This window comes from Rouxiella chamberiensis (assembly GCF_026967475.1).
GTDB lineage: Bacteria > Pseudomonadota > Gammaproteobacteria > Enterobacterales > Enterobacteriaceae > Rouxiella > Rouxiella chamberiensis.
The window spans coordinates 585093-609348 of record NZ_CP114058.1 but is presented as its reverse complement, the minus strand read 5'-3'; the positions used below and the strand labels follow the sequence as shown (position 1 = coordinate 609348).

15 protein-coding genes and 5 pseudogenes are annotated in these 24256 nt (G+C 55.7%); 9 read left to right on the top strand and 11 right to left on the bottom strand.

Translation table 11 applies throughout. The features are described from left to right. Window positions 1-20: 20 nt before the first annotated feature. Window positions 21-1394, bottom strand: a complete 1374-nt coding sequence (locus tag O1V66_RS02925) for an APC family permease (RefSeq protein WP_045047243.1) — start codon at window positions 1392-1394, stop codon at window positions 21-23. Window positions 1395-1893: 499 nt separating this feature from the next. Continuing rightward, entirely contained in the window at window positions 1894-3327 is a 1434-nt protein-coding gene (locus O1V66_RS02920) for a glutamine synthetase family protein (RefSeq protein ID WP_045047244.1), read from the bottom strand. Window positions 3328-3715: 388 nt separating this feature from the next. Here O1V66_RS02920 and puuD point away from each other — a divergent pair, with 388 nt between their 5' ends. From puuD to O1V66_RS02895, 5 genes and pseudogenes are all read left to right on the top strand, one after another. Then, window positions 3716-4555 carry a gamma-glutamyl-gamma-aminobutyrate hydrolase gene (gene puuD / locus O1V66_RS02915; RefSeq protein WP_082050978.1) on the top strand — a complete coding sequence of 280 codons (840 nt, stop codon included), beginning with the start codon at window positions 3716-3718 and terminating at the stop codon, window positions 4553-4555. Then, window positions 4555-5110: pseudogene (gene puuR / locus O1V66_RS02910) on the top strand (HTH-type transcriptional regulator PuuR). Before puuD ends, puuR begins: the two are co-directional and overlap by 1 nt. Window positions 5111-5168: 58 nt before the next feature. Beyond that, the gene (locus tag O1V66_RS02905) at window positions 5169-6485 is read left to right on the top strand and encodes an NAD(P)/FAD-dependent oxidoreductase (protein ID WP_045047246.1); all 1317 of its coding nucleotides are present in this window, start codon (window positions 5169-5171) and stop codon (window positions 6483-6485) included. A gap of 296 nt (window positions 6486-6781) precedes the next feature. Next, window positions 6782-8263 (top strand): sugar ABC transporter ATP-binding protein, encoded by a 1482-nt coding sequence (locus O1V66_RS02900; RefSeq protein WP_045047247.1) that lies wholly within the window; start codon window positions 6782-6784, stop codon window positions 8261-8263. A 7-nt stretch (window positions 8264-8270) separates the two neighbouring features. Beyond that, window positions 8271-9254: an ABC transporter permease gene (locus O1V66_RS02895; RefSeq protein ID WP_152623592.1), complete on the top strand. Its 984-nt coding sequence runs from the start codon at window positions 8271-8273 to the stop codon at window positions 9252-9254. An 81-nt stretch (window positions 9255-9335) separates the two neighbouring features. Here the strand turns inward: O1V66_RS02895 and O1V66_RS02890 are convergent, their stop codons facing one another. The 4 genes and pseudogenes from O1V66_RS02890 to yieE all read right to left on the bottom strand — a co-directional run bounded on the left by O1V66_RS02890 (window position 9336) and on the right by yieE (window position 14082). After that, a complete protein-coding gene (locus O1V66_RS02890) occupies window positions 9336-10160 on the bottom strand; it encodes an ABC transporter ATP-binding protein (RefSeq protein ID WP_045047249.1) in 825 nt (274 codons plus the stop codon). Continuing rightward, entirely contained in the window at window positions 10157-11254 is a 1098-nt protein-coding gene (locus tag O1V66_RS02885) for a FecCD family ABC transporter permease (RefSeq protein WP_045047250.1), read from the bottom strand. Before O1V66_RS02885 ends, O1V66_RS02890 begins: the two co-directional genes overlap by 4 nt. Before the next feature lie 246 nt (window positions 11255-11500). After that, window positions 11501-12973: an amino acid permease gene (locus O1V66_RS02880; protein ID WP_045047251.1), complete on the bottom strand. Its 1473-nt coding sequence runs from the start codon at window positions 12971-12973 to the stop codon at window positions 11501-11503. A gap of 235 nt (window positions 12974-13208) precedes the next feature. Next, window positions 13209-14082: pseudogene (gene yieE / locus O1V66_RS02875) on the bottom strand (DNA-binding transcriptional regulator YeiE). A gap of 337 nt (window positions 14083-14419) precedes the next feature. Between yieE and O1V66_RS02870 the strand changes: the two are divergent. Both O1V66_RS02870 and nfo read left to right on the top strand, forming a co-directional pair. After that, window positions 14420-15466, top strand: coding sequence for a YeiH family protein (locus O1V66_RS02870; RefSeq protein WP_045047593.1), 1047 nt, complete (start codon window positions 14420-14422; stop codon window positions 15464-15466). A gap of 122 nt (window positions 15467-15588) precedes the next feature. Continuing rightward, entirely contained in the window at window positions 15589-16452 is an 864-nt protein-coding gene (gene nfo / locus O1V66_RS02865; RefSeq protein ID WP_045047253.1) for a deoxyribonuclease IV, read from the top strand. Between the two features lie 65 nt (window positions 16453-16517). Here nfo and fruA read toward each other — a convergent pair. The 4 genes and pseudogenes from fruA to O1V66_RS02845 form a co-directional block, all read right to left on the bottom strand. Continuing rightward, a pseudogene (gene fruA, locus O1V66_RS02860) lies at window positions 16518-18229 on the bottom strand (PTS fructose transporter subunit IIBC). A gap of 16 nt (window positions 18230-18245) precedes the next feature. Then, entirely contained in the window at window positions 18246-19184 is a 939-nt protein-coding gene (fruK, locus tag O1V66_RS02855) for a 1-phosphofructokinase (RefSeq protein ID WP_045047255.1), read from the bottom strand. Between the two features lie 7 nt (window positions 19185-19191). Then, window positions 19192-20310 (bottom strand): annotated as a pseudogene (fruB, locus tag O1V66_RS02850) (fused PTS fructose transporter subunit IIA/HPr protein); the annotation flags it as partial. 369 nt (window positions 20311-20679) lie between these two features. Further along, complete coding sequence (locus tag O1V66_RS02845) at window positions 20680-20934, bottom strand: YkgJ family cysteine cluster protein (RefSeq protein ID WP_045047257.1); 255 nt, start codon at window positions 20932-20934, stop codon at window positions 20680-20682. A 218-nt stretch (window positions 20935-21152) separates the two neighbouring features. Between O1V66_RS02845 and yeiP the strand changes: the two genes are divergently transcribed. Together yeiP and O1V66_RS02835 are read left to right on the top strand one after the other, a co-directional pair. Beyond that, entirely contained in the window at window positions 21153-21722 is a 570-nt protein-coding gene (yeiP, locus tag O1V66_RS02840) for an elongation factor P-like protein YeiP (protein WP_045047258.1), read from the top strand. Window positions 21723-22003: 281 nt separating this feature from the next. Then, a pseudogene (locus tag O1V66_RS02835) lies at window positions 22004-23479 on the top strand (mannitol dehydrogenase family protein). Window positions 23480-23491: 12 nt separating this feature from the next. On the opposite strand, the gene O1V66_RS02830 reads toward O1V66_RS02835, so the two are convergent. Continuing rightward, on the bottom strand, window positions 23492-24223 hold the full coding sequence (locus tag O1V66_RS02830; RefSeq protein ID WP_045047260.1) for a GntR family transcriptional regulator: 732 nt from the start codon (window positions 24221-24223) through the stop codon (window positions 23492-23494). Window positions 24224-24256 lie beyond the last annotated feature (33 nt).

Sequence of the window (24256 nt, the reverse complement as noted above, 5' to 3'; positions counted from 1 at the left end):
GTACCAGATCAGCAGAGAATCTAGTCTACGTCTTCGTTCATCTGCGGCGGAGCCTGACGGAACAGACGCGTGATATACGCCAGATAGGCCAGACCAATCGCGCCCCACACCAGACCCAGCGTCATTGAGCTGGCTTCGAGATTCAGCCACAACGCGCCCACGGTCAACGCACCGATGACCGGCAGGATCAGATAATGAATATGATCACTGACGGTACGGTTGCGTTTCTCGCGGATGTAGAACTGCGAGATAACGGCCAGGTTGACGAAGGTAAAGGCAACCAGCGCACCAAAGTTGATAAGCGCCGTTGCGGTAACCAGATCAAAGCTGATGGCAGACATCGCAACGACACCGACCAGCACTACGTTGAACGCCGGGGTACGCCAGGTGGGATGCACGAAACCGAAGATTTTCTCCGGGAATACGCCATCGCGTCCCATCACGTACAGCAGACGTGAAACGCCCGCATGCGCAGCCATTCCGGATGCCAGAACGGTCACACAGGAGAAGCACAGAATGATGAACTGGAACAGCTTACCGCCCACGAACAGCATGATTTCCGGCTGTGACGCGTCCGGATCGTGGAAGCGCGCGATAGTCGGGAAATACAGTTGCAGGAAGTAGGACACCACAACAAAGATAATGCCGCCAATCAGCGCAGTCAGGAAAATCGCGCGTGGAATGACTTTATCCGCATTCGGCGTCTCTTCCGACAGTGAACTGATGCCGTCGAAGCCCAGGAACGAGAAGCACAATATTGTGGCCCCCGTAATCATCGGCACGGTATGGGCGTTCTCGGACCAGAATGGCTTGGAGCTCACCAGCGTACCCGTGCCTTCACCGTGATAGACACCGTAAATCAGCAGGCCGACGATCAGGGCCATAATGGCAACCTGCACCACGACCACCACGCTGTTCATGTTGGCGACGAGCTTGATGCCGCGCAGGTTGAAGGCGGTCATCAGGCCGACCAGCGCCACCACCCAGATCCACGACGGGAAGCCCGGGAAAATGGCTTCAAGGTAGATTTTGGCCAGCAGGATGTTGATCATCGGCATAAACAGATAATCAAGCAGGGACGACCAACCCACCATAAAGCCGACGTGCGGGCTGATGGCTTTTTGAGCGTAGGTGTAGGCAGAACCCGCAGACGGGAAGCGTTTAACCAGCTTGCCGTAGCTCACGGCAGTAAACAGCACGGCAACCAGCGCGAACAGATAGGCGGTGGCGACATGGCCGTCGGTCAGACCGGTCACGATGCCGAAGGTATCGAAAATGGTCATCGGTTGCAGATAGGCAAGGCCCATCATCACTACCTGAACCAGCGTCAGGGTACGACGAAGTTTGATGCGCGGTGGCGCAGCAGCAATGGTGGCAGAGTGATTATGCGACATGATTCAGGCTCCCCTTACCGGCTACATTCTGATTAAGCAAGCTGGCAGGTGATGACCTTCGCGTAGCGCGACTCGATGATAAAAATGGGGGATTGATCTTCACGTCGTGGATGAGTGACGCAAAGGTGGCCGGGAGTGGCGCACAAGTGAAAGCAACACCGGAAGGGTCCGGTATAGGTGTGAAAAATTGCCCCATCTTACATTTCCTCATAGTGTCGACCGTTATTTATTTGGGGTCGAACACGAAATCTGGTTATCTATCCGGATCTAGGTCCGGCCTCTGTTGAATTAGTGTAAAAAACCATGCAAAAAAATAACCGGCGCGTTTAGGCGTCGGTTATTTTGCATGGGCGCTATTTTGCACCAAGTTGAAGCCATATGACAAGATATAGCGGCATAAACTCGATAATTTATTTCTATCGCTTCGATAGACACTACGCTTAATAAAGAGTCGATGCGCAAGGCCATTATCGTGAAATTATAAACTAAACCTTATAAATCAGGCGTTTCTTAGCATCCAGTCAATTTCGGTTTCGGTTACGCGACGTTCAAACTGCAATAGTTCATCGGATTTACAACTGTGATAAACGCGGCTGAACCGTCGGCCCAGATATTTTTGCAGATCGTTTTGCTGTTCAAATTCATATAACGCATCGCTTTGACGAATCGGTAACGGGATCCCTTCCTGTTCGAGACCATTGCCGGTAACGGGTTCCGGCAGCGGCAAAATATTGTCCAGCCCGTGCAATACGCCCGCCAATACGGCCGCGACGACTAAATAAGGATTGGCATCGGCACCGGCCACGCGGTATTCGACGCGATGATTTTTGGCATCGCTGCACGGCACACGCAGCGCAACCGTCCGGTTGTTGTGACCCCAGGATGCCTGTACCGGCACGTACATGCCCGGCTGGAAGCGGCGATAGGCGTTGATGTTCGGCGCGAGCACCGCCATCGAGGCAGGCATCAGCGCAATCATTCCGGCCAGTGCGCGTTTCATCAGCGCGGAGTCTTCGCCCTGTGCATTGGAAAACAGGTTCTTGCCGTTGTCGTCGAGCATGCTGACGTGAATGTGCATGCCGCTTCCGGCGTATTCATCATACGGTTTCGCCATGAACGTGGCGTCCATGTCGTGATTTTCGGCCACCAGCCGGACCAGGCGTTTTAACGTCAACGCATGGTCGCAGGCGGCAAGAATGTTGTCTGTGTGATGCAGATTGATTTCAAATTGACCGGGCGAAGATTCCGCCACCGCGCCGTCGGCGGGCAGTCCCTGAATGTGGGCCAGTCGGTCAATATCGCTGAGAACGTCAGCAAAATGGTCGAGATTGTCGAGTGAATAGCATTGATTTTGAATATTGCGTTCCTGCGTACCCGGCGTGCAGGGAGGTTGCAATGCGCCATCGGCGTCACGCTGCCTGTCGAGCAGATAAAACTCCAACTCTACCGCTACCACCGGGAATAATCCTCGCTGGCGCAATGTTTGCCAGATGTGATTCAGCACATTGCGGGGTTCAACGTCAAAGGGAGTACCATCTTCGTCAAGCATGGTCAACAGAAGTTGCCCGATATGTTCAGGGTCGGCGGCAGAGGGAGTCAAGGTGCCGGGAACGGGAAGACAGATGCGATCGGGTTCGCCCAACTCCTGACCCAGACCGGCTTCTTCGACGACATTGCCGAGAATATCCATGGCAAACACGGAGGCCGGGAAATAACAGCCTTTTTCGATTTTGCGAAGTGCCGAGAGAGGAATGCGTTTACCGCGGAAACTGCCGTTTAAATCGGTGAGAAGGACATCTACGTGCTGCGTTAAAGGTTGACGCTCCAGGTACTGAGTAACTTCATCCTGGAACGCGCTACTTCGCGTTTCTTCGCCGGGGATGGCGAAGCTGTCAACTTCGAGATCTTGAGTAATCAGGTCGATTGCTTGCATAGGATTTCCGCCGTTTGCGTGTTACTGGCGTCTGTCGCATTACCCTTATGGTAATGCACGCCAAGGTTAATTCGCTCTATTCAATTGCTTAATTCCCGTCATTAAAGGTGCCTGAATGAAAGTAAAAAGAGTGTCTCGCTTCTCTGCCTACCTGTAAAAACACTATAAATATAGACCTTTTATCGTTCATTAAATAGCCCACACTGAAAACCATAGCGTTATCACAAACGCTTTGCAATAGTCACAAACCATTTACATACGTGTTTGAAAAATCACCGACGCCCTGTTAGATTGATAAAATATTGAACACGCGAGGTCACTTTTATTGAACCAACGCGGTGCAATGGGAGGGCTGTGAACATTTTAATCAACTCAAAGAGGCGGTAAAATGGACAATATTTCTTCCACAATCGACACCGCAGATCCCATCGCGGAACCCCTTCACTCACTCTACGTCAGCGACTCGGCCTATCGGCCCATTATCGGCGTGGTGATGTGCGAAAACACAATCGACCAGAATCCGGCGCTGACCGTGCACGAGAAATATCTCGATGCCATTTTCAACGCCAACGGGTTACCAGTCGCCCTGCCCCACGAACTTGCTTCGCGGGAAGGCGCTATCGAAAGCGTGCTGTCGCGCCTTGACGGCATCTTTCTTACCGGCAGTCCGAGCAATATCGAACCGCATCATTATGGCGAAGACGGCATTGAAGAGCTGGCCGATCCCGGTCGCGACAAACTCAGTCTCGCGCTTATCAACGCCACGCTCGAGAAAGGGATCCCCCTGTTTGCTGCCTGCCGCGGAATGCAGGAACTCGTGGTTGCCACCGGCGGCGCGCTTTATCGCAAAGTGCAGGATCAACCGGGTTATATGGATCACCGCGAAGACACGTCGCTGCCGCACGACAATCAATACGATTTGGTGCATCCGGTCGAGATTGCGCCCGGCGGTCTGCTTGCCGAACTGCTGCCCGAATACCGGAATTTTCAGGTCAATTCGCTGCACGGTCAGGGCGCAAAACGTCTGGGGCCGACGCTCACGGTCGAAGCCGTGGCCCCCGATAATCTGGTCGAGGCGGTCAGCGTACGTAATCACCCCTTTGCCCTGGGCGTGCAGTGGCACCCCGAATGGCACAGCCTGACCGATCCGGTTTCCAAACAGCTGTTCGACGCCTTTATCAGCGCCTGTCGAACGCGCCACGAAATTTTCCACGGAGGTGAAAGTTAATGAGCACGGCGGAGTTGGCGCCGGGGCGCAGACTGTCGGCCATTCGCCAGCATCTCGGCATGTCGCAGCGCAAGGCCGCCGAGCTTTCCGGTCTGACTCATAGCGCCATCAGCACTATCGAACCAGGACAAGGTCAGTCCTGCGGTGAGCACCTTGCAGAAACTTTTACGTGTCTATGGCCTGTCGCTTTCCGAATTCTTTACCGAAAAAGAGGCGGAAAGCGAGCCGCGCATCGTGTTCAACGCCGATCATCTGCTGGAAATTGGCAAAAGCGGCGTGTCCATGAAGATGTTAAGCCACGACACGCCGCAAAATTCCACGGTGATGCTGCTGGAAGCCTATCAGCCCGGCAGCCGCATCAGTGAAAAGATGAAGCACCAGTGCAAGGAGGTGGGCACCCTGCTCGAAGGGGAAATCGTGTTAACAATCGATGGCCAGCGCTATCCGCTGCGGGCAGGCCAGAGTTACATCATAAATTCGGCAGTTCCGCACAGCTTCAGCAATCAGTCTACGCGGGTCTGCCGCATCGTCAGCGCACACAGTCCAACCCTTTAATCTCTTCTTTTCGTGTCGACCGATTGACAGGAACGGGGGCCTGAAGAAGGAAGTCATCATGGATGCTCACACGCGAAGCATTTTTGCTGTTGATGGTCTTGCACACGTTGAAAGTTACTATGCCGACACGGCAAATACGGTTGAACCCTGGCCGCAACTCACCGAATCTATCGACTGCGATGTCTGTATCGTCGGCGCGGGATTTACCGGCCTCTCCTCCGCGCTGTTTTTAACCGAAGCGGGCTATGATGTTGTAGTGCTGGAGGCCAACCGCGTGGGTTGGGGTGCCAGCGGCAGAAACGGCGGTCAGGTTGTCAACTCCTACAGCCGAGACATCGATGTCATTGAAGAGCGCTACGGCACACGCACCGCCGACATGCTCGGCAGCATGATGTTCGAAGGCGCCTCTATCATTCGCCAGCGCATCGAACAGTACGCCATAGACTGCGATTATCGTCCCGGCTGCGTTTTTGCCGCACTGAGCCAGCGGCAGCTTGGCAAACTGCGCGAACAGCGATTACTGTGGAACCGTTACGGGCACACCGATTTGCAATTGCTCGACCAGCAGGAGATCCAGCAGGAAATCGCCACACGGCGCTATGTCGGCGGACTGCTTGACCGCAACGGCGGCCACATTCATCCTCTCAATCTTGCCCTTGGCGAAGCCGAAGCCATTCGTCATCACGGCGGCAGAATCTTCGAACACTCGATAGTGACGCAAATCGATCACGGCAATCCTGCCCGCGTGCATACCAGTAAAGGTCAGGTGCGCGCCCGCTACGTGATTCTCGCCGGCAATGCCTATTTAGGCCACAAGCTAATGCCGCGCCTGAGCCGGTTAAGCATGCCCTGCGGATCGCAAATCGTCGCCACCGCACCGCTTGAAGAGCAGGCTGCCCGCGAGCTCATCGCCAACAACTACTGCGTTGAAGACTGCAATTACCTGCTGGATTACTTTCGGCTCACTGCCGATAACCGCCTGCTGTACGGTGGCGGTGTAAACTATGGCGGCAAGAATCCCTTGAGCATCGATGCCGTTATCCTGCCGAAACTCTATCGGACCTTCCCGCAGTTAAAAGGTATCAAGATTGATTACCGCTGGAGTGGCAACTTCCTGCTGACGCTCTCCCGCATGCCGCAGTTCGGCCGTCTGGAGGACAACATCTATTACATGCAGGGTGACAGCGGCCACGGGGTCACGCTCACGCATCTCGGCGGCAAGCTGATTACCGAAATGCTGCGCGGAGACGCCGAGCGGTTCGATGCTTTCGCCAGTCTGCCCCATATGCCGTTCCTCGGCGGCAGAAACTTCCAGGTTCCCTTTACTGCGCTTGGTGCGGCGTACTATTCGCTGCGGGATCGTTTAGGGGTATGACTTTACTGCGTCTGTAATGTTCCCTGTGTTACTCCCGACAGCCTGTGCTCACTGAGGCCTTGAGTGACGTACAGGCTGTCGCAGGAGAAGCTAAAGGGTGAGGCCCTCCCCTCTTATGCATTTTCGTTCCACCTTATAATTTATAAGCGTTTTCCTAAGCTTGCGCCTTGTGATACAAAATTCTGCCTAATTTTTTCAGTCATGATTACGTGGCTGAATTATTCACTTCTTGATGCTTTTTTAAAACCTAAGGGTCCGTCACCGTGAGTTCTCAGCCGCCTCGTTCGCGCCTGGAGATGCGTAATATCTCTATCTCTTTCGGTGGATTTTCTGCGTTGCATCAGGTCGACTTCACCCTCGAGGGCGGAGCCGTACATGCGCTGGTCGGTGCCAACGGAGCCGGTAAATCAACGCTGATGGCGGTGCTGTCGGGCGCGTATGATCACTACAGCGGCCAGATAGCAATCGATGGCAAAACCGCTCCTATCAGCCAGCCGCATCACGCGCGGGAACACGGGATCCATCTTGTGCAGCAGGAAGTCGACGTGGCGCTTATCCCGACGCTGAACGTCGCCGAAAATATCATGCTCGACGCCCTTTCAGAACCCGGACATCTGCTCGACTGGTCGAAGATTTATTCCAGGGCGCAGGCGCTTACCGAGCAGCTGGGGCTTAATATCAATCTGCGGCAGCGCATCGAAAACTGCACCCTCGCCGAAAAACAGCTGATCCTGCTGGCGCGCGCCCTGTCGCACAAATGCCGCTTTCTTATCCTCGATGAACCTACCGCCCCGCTCGACCATGCGGAAAGCGAGCGCCTGTTTGCGCTGGTCCGTCGCCTGCGTGATGAAGGCATGGCTGTAGTGTTTATTTCGCATCGTATTCACGAGTTGCGCGATATCTGCGATCGCATGACCGTGCTGCGCGATGGCCGTCTGGTCAGCGATGACAGCATGCAGGGGCTGACCAGCGAACACATCATCGAAAAGATGATTGGTCATCAGATAAATGATATCTATCCGCCCCGCCGTCCGCCGCACAGCACTGAAACGTTGCTGGAAATTCAGGGACTGCATGACAAGGACAAACTGCGGGACATCAGCCTTCGCCTACATCGCGGCGAGATTTTAGGCATTGCCGGGCTGGCGGGCGCGGGCAAGACGGAGCTTTGCAAGGCGCTGTTCGGCGCGTCGCCCAGTCAGGTTGCGCGGGGTTCGCTGTACGGCAAGCCCTGGAAACCGCGTGAACCGCATCTTTCCGTGGAACAAGGCTTGGCTTTGGTGCCCGAAGAGCGGCGCAAAGAGGGGATTTTCATCGAGGAAGATATCCCGATGAACCTCAGCGTCGCGGCGGACAACAGCTTCTCGACCTTGAGCATCTTTAATCGCCGGGCTTCGCTGAACTGGGCAAGGGAGATCATTGCCCGCCTTGGCATTCGTGCCTCCGGGCCGCTGCAAAAACTGGCGCGCTTGTCCGGCGGCAATCAGCAGAAGGTCGCCATCGGTAAATGGCTGCGCAGCGAAAGTCGGGTACTGATTTTCGATGAACCGACCAAAGGCGTGGATATTCGGGCAAAACAGGACGTTTTCCGGCTGATTGACGGACTGGCGCAGCAGGGAAAAGGCATTATTTACGCCTCGGGCGAGTTTGCCGAACTGGTCGGATTGTGTGACCGCATTTTGGTGCTGTGGGATGGTCGCATTGTCGCCGAGCTTGACGCCGCCGATATCGACGAGCAGACCCTTTTAGATTATTCAACCGGAGGAACCCCCGCGTGAGCAAAGAATTACCCCTGAACGCCCCCAACCCTGGCGTCATCATGTTTTTGAATTTCTCTATAAATGGGGGATGTTGCTCACCGTGGTGGCGCTTATCGCGCTCTTTGGTCTGGCGTCCGACAATTTCCTCGAGATGTCGAACATTATCAACATCATGCGCTCGATTGCCATTGTGACCGTTATCGCCATCGGCGTGTCGCTGTCGCTGTCCGTCGGGGGCTTTGATCTTTCTGTTGGATCCACGGCGTCGCTTGCCAATGCGCTGGTTATTTCGATGTTTGTCTGGCACGGTTTTGGCACGGTCGAGGCAATTGCCATCACGCTGGCGCTTTGCCTGCTGGTCGGCCTGTTCAACGCCTTCCTGATTGTTATCCTGAAAATCCCCGATATGCTGGCGACGCTCGCCAGCCTGTTCGTGATTCAGGGCGCGGCGATGACTTACAGCTACGGCGGCTCCATTACCGAAAACATGCTGTTGCCGAGCGGTGACATGGCCGAAGGCACGGTGCCGCCGGTATTTAGCCTGCTTGGGCAAGTGCCGGTCATCGTGATTGTCATGCTGGTGGTCACCGTCGCGGTGCAGCTGTTTATGTCGCTCACCAAGCACGGTCGCCGAATGTACGCGATTGGCGGCAACCCGCTCGCCGCGCGTCTGGCCGGGATCCGCACGGCGCGTTATCGCGTGATGGCGTATCTGATGTCATCCGTGCTGGCCGGTGCGGGCGGTATCCTGCTCGCCTCGAGGATCGGTTCTTCGCAGGTCAATGCGGGTGGCGGTTACCTGATGGACGCCGTCGCGGCGGCCTATATCGGCTTTTCTCTGGCAGGTTCTGGCAAGCCGAATGCCCTCGGAACGCTGCTGGGCGCGGTGATTCTCGGCGTGCTGCAAAATGGTCTGGTGATGTTGTCGGTGCCGTATTACGCGATGGATATCATCAAGGGATTGGTGTTGGCCATCGCGCTGGCGCTGACCTATATTCAGAAGAGATAGCCAGAAAAGATAGCCAGAAACCACTGTTATCAACAAGTCTGATAAAAAGGCCGTCACCTGCAACAGGGACGGCCTTTTGCCTTATAGCGTAGGCGTATTCACCAGGCCATCGATTAAAATCTGCGGCGTGCCGAGCGAACAGCGCTCGATGCGCCCTTTCACTCCGTACACCTGCGCCAGACTTTCGGCGGTGATCACCTGCTCGGGCCTGCCGTCGGCAATCAGTTTGCCGTCTTTGAGCATCAACACGTTGTCGCCGTGGCGCAGCGCGATATTGATATCGTGTACCACCACGACGGTGATGATATTTCGTTTACGCGTTTCACGACGCACCAGATCCATCACGTGGAACTGATAGTTGAGGTCAAGCGCGCTAAGCGGTTCGTCGAGCAGTAACAGCGAAGGTTGGCGAATCAGTGACTGCGCCAGACCGACCAGCTGTTTCTGCCCGCCTGAAAGTTGATCCAGATAGCTTAGCGCCAAATGCTCAATGCCGAGCAGTTGCAGCAATGACATGACCTGTGCCGTCGTGTGCGCCTGACTCGCCGCCCCGCCCGATGCCCGCTGCGCCACAATAATGGATTCCAGCACGTGCAGATGCACGCCCGCGGGCAGCGACTGCGGCAGATACACCACCTGCTCGGCGCGTTTGGCAAACGGCATGGTCATCAGGTCCAGGCCGTCGAGGATCATCTCCCCTTTTGCCTTGTTCAGCCCTGCCATCGCCCGCAGCAGAGTGGATTTGCCGCTGCCGTTCGGGCCAAGCAGCACGGTGATTTCGCCGCGCGGCAGTTTTGGCACCTGCAAATCGCGAATCACGGCGCGTTTGGGGTAGCCGGCCGTAAAGTTGCGAATCTGCAACCCCTGCCCTGCATTGACTGCGGGTGGCTCTTTCGTGAGGCTCATACGGTCCCCCTGTGGCGTAAAATAATGCTCAGGAAGAATGGCACGCCAACCAGCGAAGTCACGATCCCAACCGGAATGATGACGCCCGGAACCAGGTTTTTCGAGGCCACAGAAGCCAGAGAGAGCACCAGCGCGCCAATCAGGGCGCTGGCAGGCAGATAGAAGCGGTGGTCTTCACCAAACATCATCCGCGCAATATGGGGCGCGACCAGCCCGATAAAACCGATCGGGCCGACAAAGGCGACCGCCAGTGCCGAGAGAATACTGATACGCAGCAGCGTGCCAAGACGTAAACGGCGCACGTCGATGCCAAAACTCACGGCGCGATCTTCGCCGAGGCGCAGTGCCGTCAGTTTCCACGCGCTTTTCATGGATAACGGCAGCAGCAGCACGAAAGCCGTGGCCATCACGCCGAGTTTGGTCCAGTCGGCGCGCGCCAGACTGCCCATCGTCCAGAATACCAGCCCCTGCAACGTGTCTTCGGAGGCGATAAACTGCATCAATGACACCAGCGCGTTAAAGGTAAAGACCAGCGCGATACCAAACAGCACCACACCCGAGCTTGCCACCTGCGTCCAGCGGGTTATGCCGTCGAGCATCAGTGCAGCCAGCAGCGCAAAGATAAAGGCGTTGGCCGAGATAAACCATTGGTCGGGAATGCCGGGAATGCCGATATTCAACACGATGGCCAACGCGGCACCAAACGCGGCGGCAGACGACACGCCGAGCGTAAACGGGCTTGCCAGCGGATTGTTGAGGATGGTCTGCATCTCAGCGCCCGCCAGACCCAGCGACATGCCGACCACCACCGCCATCAGCGCATAGGGCATGCGAATATCCCAGACGATGACGCGCGTACCGGCATCGGCCGCCTGCGCGTGGAACAGCGTTTGCCACAGCGTGTCCAGCGACAGCCCTGCGGGACCCATCACGAAATCGAGGATAAGCGAACCAAAAATGGCGATAACCAGAATCAGCATGATGGACAGGCGGCGACGTAAAATGGACTGATAACGCCCCATTACGCTGCCGTCGATGCCATTTTCAGCAGGCTGACTGGCTGATTGGACAAGGGGATCGGATGAAACACTCATGTTTAGACTTATTTCTCGCTGGCGGCTACCTGACTAAAAACAGCGGCGCAGGTTTTAAAGGGGGATTACAGTAATATAAACGATAACGATTATCAATCCAGTATAAATCTTGTACGCCGCTCTAGGTATCAACAAAGGGTAAACGACTTGCCTCGCACGTAACAAGACATGACCGTTTTGCAAAATACCGATAAAAAAATGGCGGAGTCCGCGACTCCGCCATGAAAAGTGAATACGCCGTTGAAATCAGGCTTCGCTTTCCGGGAATTCCATATCGCGATACTTCACGAACTTGCTTCCCTTGACCAGCTTGTAACCAAACCAGATAGCCAGGAACAGCGGAATGCCGATGTAGGTCGCCGCCACGCCGTACCAGTCAATCTTGTCTGCCAGAAACGCCTGATAGTTCTGACCCAGAGTGATGATCAGACAGAGCACAAAGGCAAAAATCGGCCCCAGCGGGAACAGTTTGGACTTATAAGGCAGGATGGATAAATCTCGTCCCTGCGCCACATAGCCGCGACGGAAACGATAATGGCTGATGGCAATCCCCAACCAGGCGATGAAACCGGTCATGCCCGAGGTATTCAGCAACCACAGATACACCGACTGATTGCCGTACATCGAGCTCAGGAAGCACAGCGCCGCCACAAGTGTCGTGGCATACAGCGCATTGCGCGGCACGCCGCCCTTCGAAAGCCTGGCAAAGAAACGTGGTGCCTTGCCTTCACTCGCCAGGTTGTAGAGCATGCGCGTCGAGGCATACATCCCCGAGTTACCCGCCGACAGCACCGCCGTCAGGATAACCGCATTCATTACCGCCGCCGCAGAAAGCAAACCGGCATTGCGGAAGACCAGCGTAAACGGACTCACGCCGATGTCTTTCACGTCATTGCGCAGCAGGCTGGGATCGGTGTACGGAATGATAAGGCTGATGACCAGAATCGCCAGCACGTAGAACAGCAGAATACGCCAGAACACCTGACGTACCGCGCGCGGAATGTTTTTGCCCGGGTTTTCGGACTCGCCCGCCGCAACGCCGATGAGTTCAGTGCCCTGAAAGGAGAAACCGGCAATCATTGCCACGCCTATCATCGACGCAAATCCGCCTTCGAACGGCGCATCGCCGAGGGTCCAGTTATGCCAGCCCGCGGACTCGCCACCCTTCATGATTCCGAAGATCATCATCACGCCGACGGCGATAAAGACGATAACAGTCAGGACTTTAATCAGGGAGAACCAGTATTCTGCCTCACCAAAGCCGCGCACGGAAATATAGTTGAGCAGGAAGATAATGCCGAGGAACAAGGCGCTCCAGATCCAGCCGGGCGTATCGGGGAACCAGTAGTTCATCACCAGCTGCGAGGCAACCAGTTCGACGGCGATGGTCACCGCCCAGTTATACCAGTAGTTCCAGCCAAGGGCGAAACCAAAGCCTTCTTCGACGTATTTGGCGCCATAGGTCGAGAAGGAACCGGCGACCGGCATAAAAGCGGCCAGCTCGCCAAGGCTTGTCATCAGGAAGTAGACCATCAGGCCGATAAGCGCGTAGGAAAGCAGCGCTCCACCGGGTCCGGCTTGAGAAACGGTCGCGCCGGAAGCCACAAACAGACCGGTTCCGATTGAGCCACCAATGGCAATCATGGTTAAGTGACGGGCCTTCAGCTCTCGACGCAGTGTGGGAGCCACCTGCTGATTTTTTGTGTTTTGTTGAGCCATATTTGCCCTATTTATACTCGTTATGACAATTTTTAGCCGCGGATTGTAGCAAAAACTGCTGGGCTGAGTAGTGCGAACGCGATGACATAAGAAGGGTTCATGATCGGCTGCCAATTATTAGCGTACCCAATATCATTCACGGCATGGCGCGCTGAAAACGGCGTGCCCCGACGCTGTACAGGTCAGGACGGGTAGCCAATGGGGAAAGGACGAAAGGTGACGACCGGCGCGGAGATTACACCAGTTCCTTGCAGTAGGTCAGGAAGCGGGACAACGCGTTGGAAATATGTTTTTGACGATGATGGATAAGATAGAGTTTTCGCACCAGCGGCGGCAGGGGCAGGTTTATTTCCACAAGCGATCCGCTGTCTAGCTGCTCGGCAATGACGCGGCGTGAAAGACAGCTGATACCGATACCATGCCGAGCCGGCATGTTTAATCGCCTCGGAATTGCCTAATTCCATCACCAGATTGAAATCGGGAAGCTGTGACAGCAGGAGGTGATCCAGCACTTCCCGCGTACCGGAACCGCGCTCGCGCAGGATCCAGGGCGCATCGGCCAGCATTTGCAGGCTGAGCGTCTTGCCTGCCAGCGGATTTCCGGGGGCGGCGAACACCACCAGCTCATCGTCGAGCCAGGACTGAGTAATCAGCTCCGGCATACGGCACGGGCCTTCTATCAATCCGAGGTCGACCCGAAAATCGGCGACGGCATTAATCACGTCATCCGTATTCCCGACATTGAGTTCCAGCGGTGTTTGTGGAAAATCGAGGCGATAGCCTGCAATCATTGCGGGCAGCATATAGTTGCCGATAGTGCTGCTGGCACCGATTTTCAGCGATCCGCTGTCGTGGCTGAAGAGCCGTTCTATCTCTCCGGCCTGTTCGAGCAGTGCCAGTGCCTTGGGATACAACAAACGTCCGTGCTCATTGATAACCAAACGCTTACCCACGCGGTCAAACAGTTTTACTCCAAGCTGGCCTTCAATATCCGCCAGAGCGGCGCTGACTGCCGATTGCGATAAAGACAGGACAACAGAGGCCTGAGTGGTCGAGCCACTTTTGAGTACCTCGGAGAAAACTTCAAGCTGACGCAGTGTTATATGCATAGAGTCTCGTTATCGATTACCCGACTCACATACCGTCGAATAGATGATTGATTCAAAGTTGAAAAGTGCCTGGTAAAACCTCTGCACCCCTGGCCGAATCTCGCTCCTCCCACTTAAGAGTATAGCGCTATCCACACCGTCCATGTGCGCGCGGCCCTCTTTCATTCTATACCAGTTTTATAGATTGGTTATAGGATTACAATCAATTTCATTTTTATATGGAAGGAGAATAGTCTGTATTCAGGCAACGTCATGCAGGACTTTATCTATGAGCCACATCATTCCCGAAGAGCATCAATCCCACCGTACAGGCAGTGAAAAACACTCCCCGGTTAAAATGTCCTATCCCTTTGGACGCGTTTTACCAGGTTTAGTTCTGACAACCGTGATTTCGGGGCTGGCTTTGTGGTTAGGCGAACTGCCGCTGTTGAACACGTTTGGATTAAGCGCACTGACGCTGGCGATAGCTTTGGGCATGGTTGTCGCCAATACGTTGTATCCGCTCGTCCGTCCGCATTGCCAGCAAGGCGTGAATGTCGCCAAACAGAAACTGCTTCGCCTCGGCATTATTCTTTATGGTTTCAAACTGACGTTTGCGCAGATTGCCGATGTGGGCGCATCGGGGATGATTATCGACCTGATGACACTCGGTTCCACCTTTCTCCTCGCCTGCTGGTTAGGCCGGAAAGTCTTTGCTCTCGACGAACAGACAACCTTTCTGATTGGCGCAGGCAGCAGCATCTGCGGTGCGGCGGCGATAATGGCTACCGCGCCGGTTATCCGGGCGGAAGGCGAAAAAGTCACCGTTGCCGTCGCGACCGTGGTGATTTTCGGCACTCTGGCTATCTTTCTGTATCCCTGGCTGTGGCAGTTTCTTGTCACCCACCCCGCACTTTCAGTGACCGATGCGCAGTTCGGCCTCTATAGCGGCTCGACCATTCACGAAGTGGCGCAGGTGGTGGCTGCCGGTCATGCCGTAACCCCCGAGGCCGAAAATACGGCGGTAATCGCCAAGATGATCCGCGTAATGATGCTGGCTCCCTTTTTACTGTTGCTGGGCGGGTGGCGCGCCCGCAAGGGAGCCGTGGGTGCGCAGGTAGGCCGTGCTTTCCTCTCGAATATCACCGTGCCCTGGTTTGCTGCAGGATTTATCATTGTCGCGGCGTTTAACAGCCTTGCGCTGCTGCCGGCAAGCTGGGTCGACGTGCTGCTCAGGCTGGACAACATCCTGCTGGCCATGGCGATGGCGGCACTCGGATTAACCACGCATTTCAGTGCATTACGTCAGGCCGGGATCAAACCTTTGCTGATGGCGGGCGTGCTGTTTATCTGGCTCATCGTCGGCGGCGCAGGAATAAACCTGCTGATTTCGTCCCTGGTTTGAAACCGGTCAACGGGACCATTCATAAGACTTTTAACATTTATAGACTGCCCCGCTGCCCGCAAAGCAGTTATGATTCCGGGCAACATGACTGGAATACTTCATAAAAGCCAACAGGGGGTAAAATGAAATTTGTAGGGCCACACGTCAGTGCCGCGGGCGGAGTCGATCAGGCCGTCTTGCGCGCCCATGAGCTTGAAGCCACGGCATTTGCGCTATTTACCAAGAACCAAAGACAGTGGCGCGCGGCTCCCCTGGCAGAGGATGTCATTCAGCGTTTTAAAGCCGCCTGCGAACAGTACGGTTATAGCAGCAACCAGATCCTGCCGCACGACAGCTACCTTATCAATCTGGGGCATCCGGTTGAAGAAGCGCTGGAAAAATCCCGCGAGGCGTTTATCGATGAACTGCAGCGCTGCGAACAGCTGGGGCTTTCCCTGTTGAACTTCCACCCCGGCAGCCATCTGATGCAGGTTGACGAAGACACATGTCTGGCGACGATCGCCGAGTCCATCAACATTGCGCTTGATAAAACCCGTGGCGTGACGGCCGTTATCGAAAACACGGCGGGTCAGGGCAGCAATCTGGGGTTTCGTTTCGAACACCTGGCCGCCATCATTGACGGCGTTGAAGATAAAAGCCGTGTCGGCGTCTGCATTGATACCTGTCACGCCTTTGCCGCAGGCTACGACCTGCGCACGCAAGAGACCTGCGAGCAGACATTCAAACACTTTGCCGAGGTGGTCGGGTTCGAGTATCTGCGCGGCATGCACCTCAACGACGCCAAAAGCGCCTTCAATAGCCGCGTTGACCGCCACCACAGTCTTGGTGAAGGCAATATCGGCAACACAGCCTTCAGCTATATCATGCGCGACCCGCGTTTCGACAACATCCCGATGATTCTCGAAACCGTGAATCCGGATATCTGGAGAGACGAAATCGCCTGGCTCAAGGCTGAGCAGCAAGGCTGCGGTGACGACGCGGCATAATGACCCCGATTGATAATAAAAAAACGCCCGAGATTTTCGGGCGTTTTTAGTGGGTTAAGGCGTTATTAGCTGTTTGCAACCACTTTGGCGGCAATGGCGGCGTCGGAGCGCTTGAGGATGGCGTAAGACACGCCCGCCAGCAAGGTACCGGCAATAATCGCCACCAGGTACAGCAGCACCGGCGTAATCGCACCCGGAATAAGCAGGACGAACAGGCCGCCGTGCGGTGCCATCAGTTTCGCGCCAAATGCCATCGACAGGGCACCGGTTAACGCGCCACCGGCGATACAGCATGGCAGAACGCGCATCGGGTCACGGGCGGCGAAAGGAATCGCACCTTCGGAGATAAAGCACAGGCCCAGAACCAGCGCGGCCTTGCCCCCTTCACGTTCACTCTGTTCAAACTTGTGACGCGCCAGCAGCGTAGCCACACCCATTGCCAGCGGTGGCACCATACCTGCGGCCATAATCGCCGCCATCGGTGCATAGACAGAAGAACTCAACAGGGCGACACCAAAGGCGTAGGCCGCTTTGTTGACCGGACCGCCCATGTCGGTACACATCATCGCACCGACGATAGCACCCAGCAGAATCGCATTGGTCGTCCCCAGAGATTGCAGCCATGACGTCAGACCTGCCATGATTTTCGCAACCGGCGTACCGACGACATAGATCATCACCAATCCGGTAATCAGGCTGGCAACCAGCGGAATGATCAGTATAGGTTTGAGCGCTTCCATACTCTGCGGCAGGCGCAGCTTGTTGCTGATGAATTTCGCGACATAACCTGCGAGGAAACCGGCAATGATACCGCCGATAAAGCCCGCGCCCGTACTTACCGCCAGCATACCGCCAATCAGACCCGGCGTCAGACCCGGACGGTCAGCGATGGAGAAGGCGATAAAGCCGGCCAATACCGGCACCATCAGCGCAAAGGCCGACGCGCCACCAATCTGCATCAGTGCGGCAGCCAGCGTGCCTTTCACCTCAAATGCCTTGATGCCGAAGATAAAGGACAGCGCGATACACAGACCGCCCGCCACCACCATTGGCAGCATGTAGGACACGCCGGTCAACAGGTGACGATAAGGGCCGGTACCCGTTTCCTTCTTCTTGCCCGCGCCTGTCTGCCCCTGTTTTTTAGGTTCGTACAGTTCGGCTTCAACCAGCGCCTTGTCCAGTTCCTGTCGGGTCTTTTTCAAGGCCAGACCGGTAGAAGTACGGTACATCGGCTTACCGGCAAACTTCTCGAGATCCACTTCGATATCGGCGGCGACAATCACCAGATCGGCGGCCGCGACTTCTTCAGGCGTGATGGCATTGCCTGCCCCCACGGATCCGCGTGTCTCGACCTTGACCCACCAGCCGCGTTTTTTGCTTCACTCTCAATGGCTTCAGCCGCCATAAAGGTGTGGGCGACGCCGGTTGGACAGGCGGTAATCGCGACAATGCGTTTCGGACCGGCACTCGCCGGTGCGGAGGTCGCCGCAACAGGCGCGACGGCCGGAGCCTGATAAACGGTGGCTTCGGCTGCGCCGCGCTGGATGAATTCGTCCGGCGCACGTACAGACTCGGCCAGTGAACCCAGGTAGACCTTTTTACCGTTGACCTGCGCATCCGCAGGTACGGCGTCGCCTACGGCCAGAACCAGTTCGGCTTCGGCCGCAGTGGAAACCACCTGATGACCTGCTTTCTGTGCAGCCGCCGCCAGCATATTTTTCGCCAGTTGCGCGCTTGCCTGTCCAATCGATTTATCTACTATCAGCAGCGTTTTCATTCTGTCTCTCCTGCTGTCAATTAAAGGGTTTCAGATCAACACGGGCCATCATCGCCGCCAACTGGGGACGATCGGTGATACCCACATTGCTTTGGCTTACTGCAAGCGCGGCGACGGCGGTAGCCAGACGCAGCGTATGTTCGCTTGATTCTCTCATCAGCAAACCGTAGATCAGGCCGCCGACCATTGAATCACCGGCACCCACGGTGCTGACCACTTCGCAGGCGGGCGGTTTGGCTATCCATGCGCCCGAAGCATTGACCCACAACGCGCCTTCTGCTCCGAGAGAGATAACAACGTGCGCAATACCCTGATCGCGCAGCGCATGAGCGGCTTCGACAACGTCGCTCAAATCATTGAATTTACGACCGGCCCAGATTTCCAGCTCGCGGCGGTTTGGCTTGACCAGCCACGGCGCGGCTTTCAGGCCGGCCACCAGCGCTTCACGGCTGCTGTCGAAGATGATGCACGGACATTGGCTGCGCAGGCGGGTCATCCAGTCGGTAAAAGCTTGCGGGTCGACACCGGCGGGCAGACTGCCGCAAACGGCGACCATATCGAACTGGCCGAGCCAGCTCAGTGAATCGTTGACGAAACGCTCCCAGTCCTGCGGCGTCACTTCAAAGCCGGAGAAGTTGAAATCGCTGACTTCGCCGTCTTTTTCGGTGAGTTTCACATTGATGCGGGTGCGGCCTTCAACCACCTGAAAACGATTGGCAATGCCGAGGCTGCTGAACAGATGCTGGAAGCCGTCCTGATTCTCTTTGCCCAGGAAGCCGCCCACGGTCACGTCGATGCCGAGATCTTTCAGCACTTTGGCAACGTTGATGCCTTTACCTGCCGCGTGCAGACCGGCGGTTTGAACCAGATTGACTTCACCGCGCTCGATTTCGGGGCAAAAGCCCACTAAATCGTAAGCGGGATTCAAGGTAATAGTGGCGACTCGACGGCTCATGCGCCCTCCCCAGACCTTCGGCAATGGCTTCGCCGATGGATTTCAGTGCCAGTTCGGCATCTTCACCGCTCGCGGTAAAGCGCAGGTGGTGACCTTTTTTCACGCCCAGCGCGACGACTTTCATCAGGCTGCGACCGTTGGCAGGCTTACCGCTGCCGTCAAGATTGGTGACCGTGATATCGCTGTTGAATTTCTTGATGCAGTTCACGAGCGCCGTGCCCGGACGCGCATGCAGGCCGTGCTCGTTGCGGATAACGTATTCGGCGCTCAGGACTTCGCTTTGTTCTTCGACTTCGCTGGTCAGCAAGGCCAGCACGCCCACAGCATCGGCATTCAGCAAACGTTCGGCCTTGCCGGCACGCAGCAGATCACCGAGATAGTTGAGGAGATCCAGAGACTTGTCGTCGGCGGCGGCCAGTGTCAGCAGCAGCGCCACTTTTTCGCCTTCATGTTCGAAAGCGGTTTTTGGACGACTTACGGCGGCCGCGCTCGCCAGATTGCCGGAGACGCTGTCACTCAGCCAAATCCCCTGCCCGAGACTCAGCGGTGTACGGCTGATAACTTCGCTCACAAAGGAGGTATCGACCGCGCCAATCTGCTGTAGTCGACCCGCATTCAGCGCTTGCAGGGTAATCAGGTTATCGGCTGCAACATCGACCGAAATAAGCTGGGTATCGAAACGGAATTCGGCGGCGGTTTTTTCGCCCATCAGCAGGCTGCGCAGCTCTTCGGGAGAGTCGGTTTTAGCCAGTTGGTCAGCCACGCTGTCGTCGCTGAGCACGTGGGTCAGCTGACGTAGCAACGCCAGGTGTTCGTCGGATTTAGCCGCAATGCCGATAACGACAAACGCTTTCTGCCCTTCGCCCCATTCGATTCCCTGGGGAAACTGAAATACCTGCACACCGGTATTCAGCACCAGATCCCGGGTATCGGTCGTGCCGTGCGGAATGGCGATGCCGTTACCCAGATAGGTGGACGTTTGCAGCTCGCGGGCCAGCATGCCGTCGACATAGCCTTCACTCACCCGACCGGCTTCGGTCAGGGCGGCGGCAACCTGGCGAATAGCGTCCTGCTTGGTACCGGCCGCTGCGCCCAAATGGATATCTTGCTGTGACAACTGGAACATAATTCTCCTCTCGTGCCGAATTTGAATCGTTTCAGCTTTGGTGAGAAAAAAGGAGCGCCACGGGATTAAATTCAATAATCGAATGACGCTGAAACGTTTCAATGAGTCTCATTCTGCGCCGCTTAATTTGCAAGCATTGCGTGTTTTGGCGTTGCATTTTTATGATGCTACGCACATTTTTCATTTTTAACCTTTAGCCCCATAAAAAGGCTCGGAAAAAAGCTGAAGTATAGCTGACGATTTTTGTCATGGCGGCTGAAGTCGCTGACAGGGATGCTTTACCCATGAACGCGTCGAATGAGCGGCATAACCCTTCATCACACTGGACAGGTTAAGCTGAAGTGAGTTTTTTAAACAGAGAAAGGCAGACTAGGGAGCGGTATCACGCTCGAGTTGCAGGAGATAGGTGAAGGCCTCGTCGCGGTGGGTATGGCACATATCGCGCCGAGCCTGGAGCGCACCACAGACGGCGGGACGAAGCGGTGAGGTAAAAATCTTGCAGCGCATGGACTCGTCGAGTTGCACGCAGCGGGTATTGGCAGGTTTGCCGTTGGGCATGCCGGGGATCGGGCTGGATATTGAAGGCGCGATACAACATGCGCCGCAGTCTGTACGACAGTCCATCGGTAGCTCCCTCCGGGCTGCAGATTGAGTGCAAAAGGGGTCAATGCCCCGTAAGCGGCAGACAATAGCAGTACGGCGAAAATCCCACCAGCAAATTCGCTGCCATCTCGCCAGAGACAGGCTGTCGAGCACTCTTTTTTGCAAGCTACTTGCCTGAAATCCCGCTCGCGAGTAACGTGTCGGCCATTATCCAAAACTTTTTGCAAACAGGTTATGTTATGGCACGTGCTAACGAAATTAAACGCGGCTTCGTTGTGAATTACGACGGTAAATTGCTGCTGGTAAAAGATATCGATGTTCAGAGTCCAAGCGCCCGCGGCGCAAGCACGCTGTACAAGATGCGTTTCTCCGACGTGCGCACCGGCATGAAGGTTGAAGAGCGTTTCAAGGGTGACGACATTCTAGATACCGTCACGCTGACTCGCCGCAAGGTCAACTTCTCCTACATTGACGGCGACGAGTACATCTTTATGGATGACGAAGACTTCACGCCTTATACCTTCAACAAATCCCAGATTGAAGAAGAACTGCTGTTCATTCCTGAAGGCGGTTTGGCGGGCATGCAGGTGCTGACTCTGGACAGCCAGCTGTTGGCGCTGGAAATGCCGCAGACGGTCGAACTCGAAATCGTTGAAACGGCACCGGGCATCAAAGGCGCTTCCGCCAGCGCCCGCAACAAACCGGCCACCCTGAGCACCGGTCTGGTTATTCAGGTGCCGGAATACCTGAGCACCGGCGACAGGATTCAAATCCACATTGCCGAACACCGCTATATGGGTCGTGCCTAAGCTTATCCACGTGACTCCTGCGCCCTAAACCGCGTTTGTGAAGTGGAAGGTAATAATCAGAGAGCGCTGCGGCGCTCTTTTTTCGCCCCGATGAAGCCATTATCCTCTTGAACTTATGATCCGCTTCACAAACCCTGTCAAAATTTGGCCTTACCAATTTTCATTCACCTTCCCTCTCCTTATAGTGAAACCACACCTAAAGCGCGTTTATGTCGCCATTTACGCCCTGACCTTCTATTTTGGCCTGACCAATTTACTCACCAGACTGTGATGGAGTTTCAATGCGCAAAATTTCTACCCACCCGTTACCGCCTGCGGTTCAACTACCTGCCTATGACCGTCAACAGCTAAAGACGCGCATTGTTCACATCGGCTTTGGGGCATTTCACCGTGCGCATCAGGCTTTGATGACCGACCGCGTACTTAACCGGCTTGGGGGAGATTGGGGGATTTGCGAAGTCTCGCTCTTTGGTCGCGATACGCTTGTCAGGGCGCTGCGTGAACAGGATCATCTCTTTTCCGTGCTGGAAAAGGGCGCGCAGGGTCATCAGTCGATTATTGTCGGGGCGGTGCGCGAATCGATGCACGGTAGAATAGAGGGCATTGAAGCTATCGTCGAGAAACTGGCCGAACCACAGGTGGCCATCGTTTCCCTGACCATTACAGAAAAAGGCTATTGCATTGAACCAGTTAGTGGAAAACTGGACATGCGGCATCCAGATATTCAGCGGGATCTGCAAGGCGATGCCCCCCTGCGACCGCACCCGGTCTGCTGGTCGCCGCGCTAAGTCTGCGCCACCAGCGCGGATTGCCCGGATTCAGTGTGCTCTCCTGCGACAATATTCCGGAAAACGGTCACGTCGTGAAAAACGCGATTATCGGGCTGGCCGACGCCAAGGATCCTGCCCTCGCCCGCTGGATAGACCACGCCGTGACCTTCCCGAGTACCATGGTCGACCGCATTGTTCCGGCCTTGACGCCCGAATTCGAAAGCGAGATCCGCGCGTCACTCGGCGGCATTGACGATCCCTGCGGCATTGCGGCCGAGCCTTTCCTGCAATGGGTTATCGAAGACAACTTTGTGGCAGGTCGTCCCGCCTGGGAGCAAGTGGGCGCCCAATTGGTCAATGACGTGCTGCCTTTTGAACAGATGAAGTTGCGCATGCTCAACGGCAGTCACTCGTTTCTGGCCTATCTGGGTTATCTGGCGGGCTATGAATTTATCAATAGCTGCATGGAAGACGAGAATTATCGCCGCGCCGCCTATCAACTGATGCTCGACGAACCAGGCGCCGACCCTGAGCGTGACCGGCATTAACCTTACCCACTATGCCGACAGCCTGATTGACCGTTACCGTAACCCGGCGCTCAAGCATCGGACCTGGCAGATTGCGATGGACGGCACGCAAAAGCTGCCGCAACGCCTGCTGGATTCACTGCGCTGGCATGGGCTTCACGGCGGCGATTATCGCTGGCTTGCGCTCGCCGTGGCCGCATGGATGCGCTACATCGGAGGTGTGGATGACCGCGGTCAACCTATCGAGATAAAGGATCCGATGGCGGAGAAGCTTGGGGAAATCGTTGAAAACACGGCGGACGGCGAAGAGAGAGTGCGGGCATTGCTCGGACTGAAAAGCGTATTTGGCGAGACGTTACCCGCCAATACCGCTGTCGTCGAGGCTATATTGCGCGCCTATCACAGTCTGCAACGCGACGGCGCAAAAGCTACGGTTGCCGGGACATTAACCTCTCGCTAACTCACCTGCCCGCTAGTCGTTGAGGCTGGCGGGCACCGATTCAAACAGAAAGCCGTCAAAGGCGGGATCTTCGGCATCCGAAATCTCAAGCAACTTGCTTTTCACATTTTCGAGATGTTGCCACATCGCCTGTTTTGCCGCTTTCGGCTCCCGACGCATCACTGCGCGCAGGATCTGCTGATGATCGTCTAGCCACAACTCGCTGTAATTCCGTTCACCGACATGCTGATGTAATCCCTGCCACATACGGCTATGTTTGCGCACCTGCCACAACTCATACACGACGTTGGCCAGCACGCTGTTCTGCGAAGCCTGCGCCAGAAGCGTATGAAAGAGTTCATCGGCACTTTCGTCGATAATACCCTGCGCGACAAAGCCTTTCTCAAGCTCGATGGCCTCGCGCATCTTGAGAATGTCCGATTTTGTGGCCTGCATGGCGGCAAAGGCCGCGACCTCGCTTTCAACCAGTTGACGCGCCTGCAACAGCTCGAAAGGCCCGTAACCGCTGTCGGCGCAAGGCTCAGCGGCATCGGTGACGGGTTCAAGTACGTAAACGCCCGAGCCTTTGCGCACTTCGACCACCTTTTCCAGCTCGAGCATAATCAGCGCTTCGCGGACTACGCTGCGGCTGACGGCAAATCGTTCAGCCAGATCGCGTTCAGGAGGAAGGCGATCGCCTGGTTGATGCTGACCCGCAACGATGGCCTGTCGCAGTTGGTTACCAATTTCCTGATACAGCCGCATACGCTGCGTCTCCGCCGAATGGACAAAGAAAAA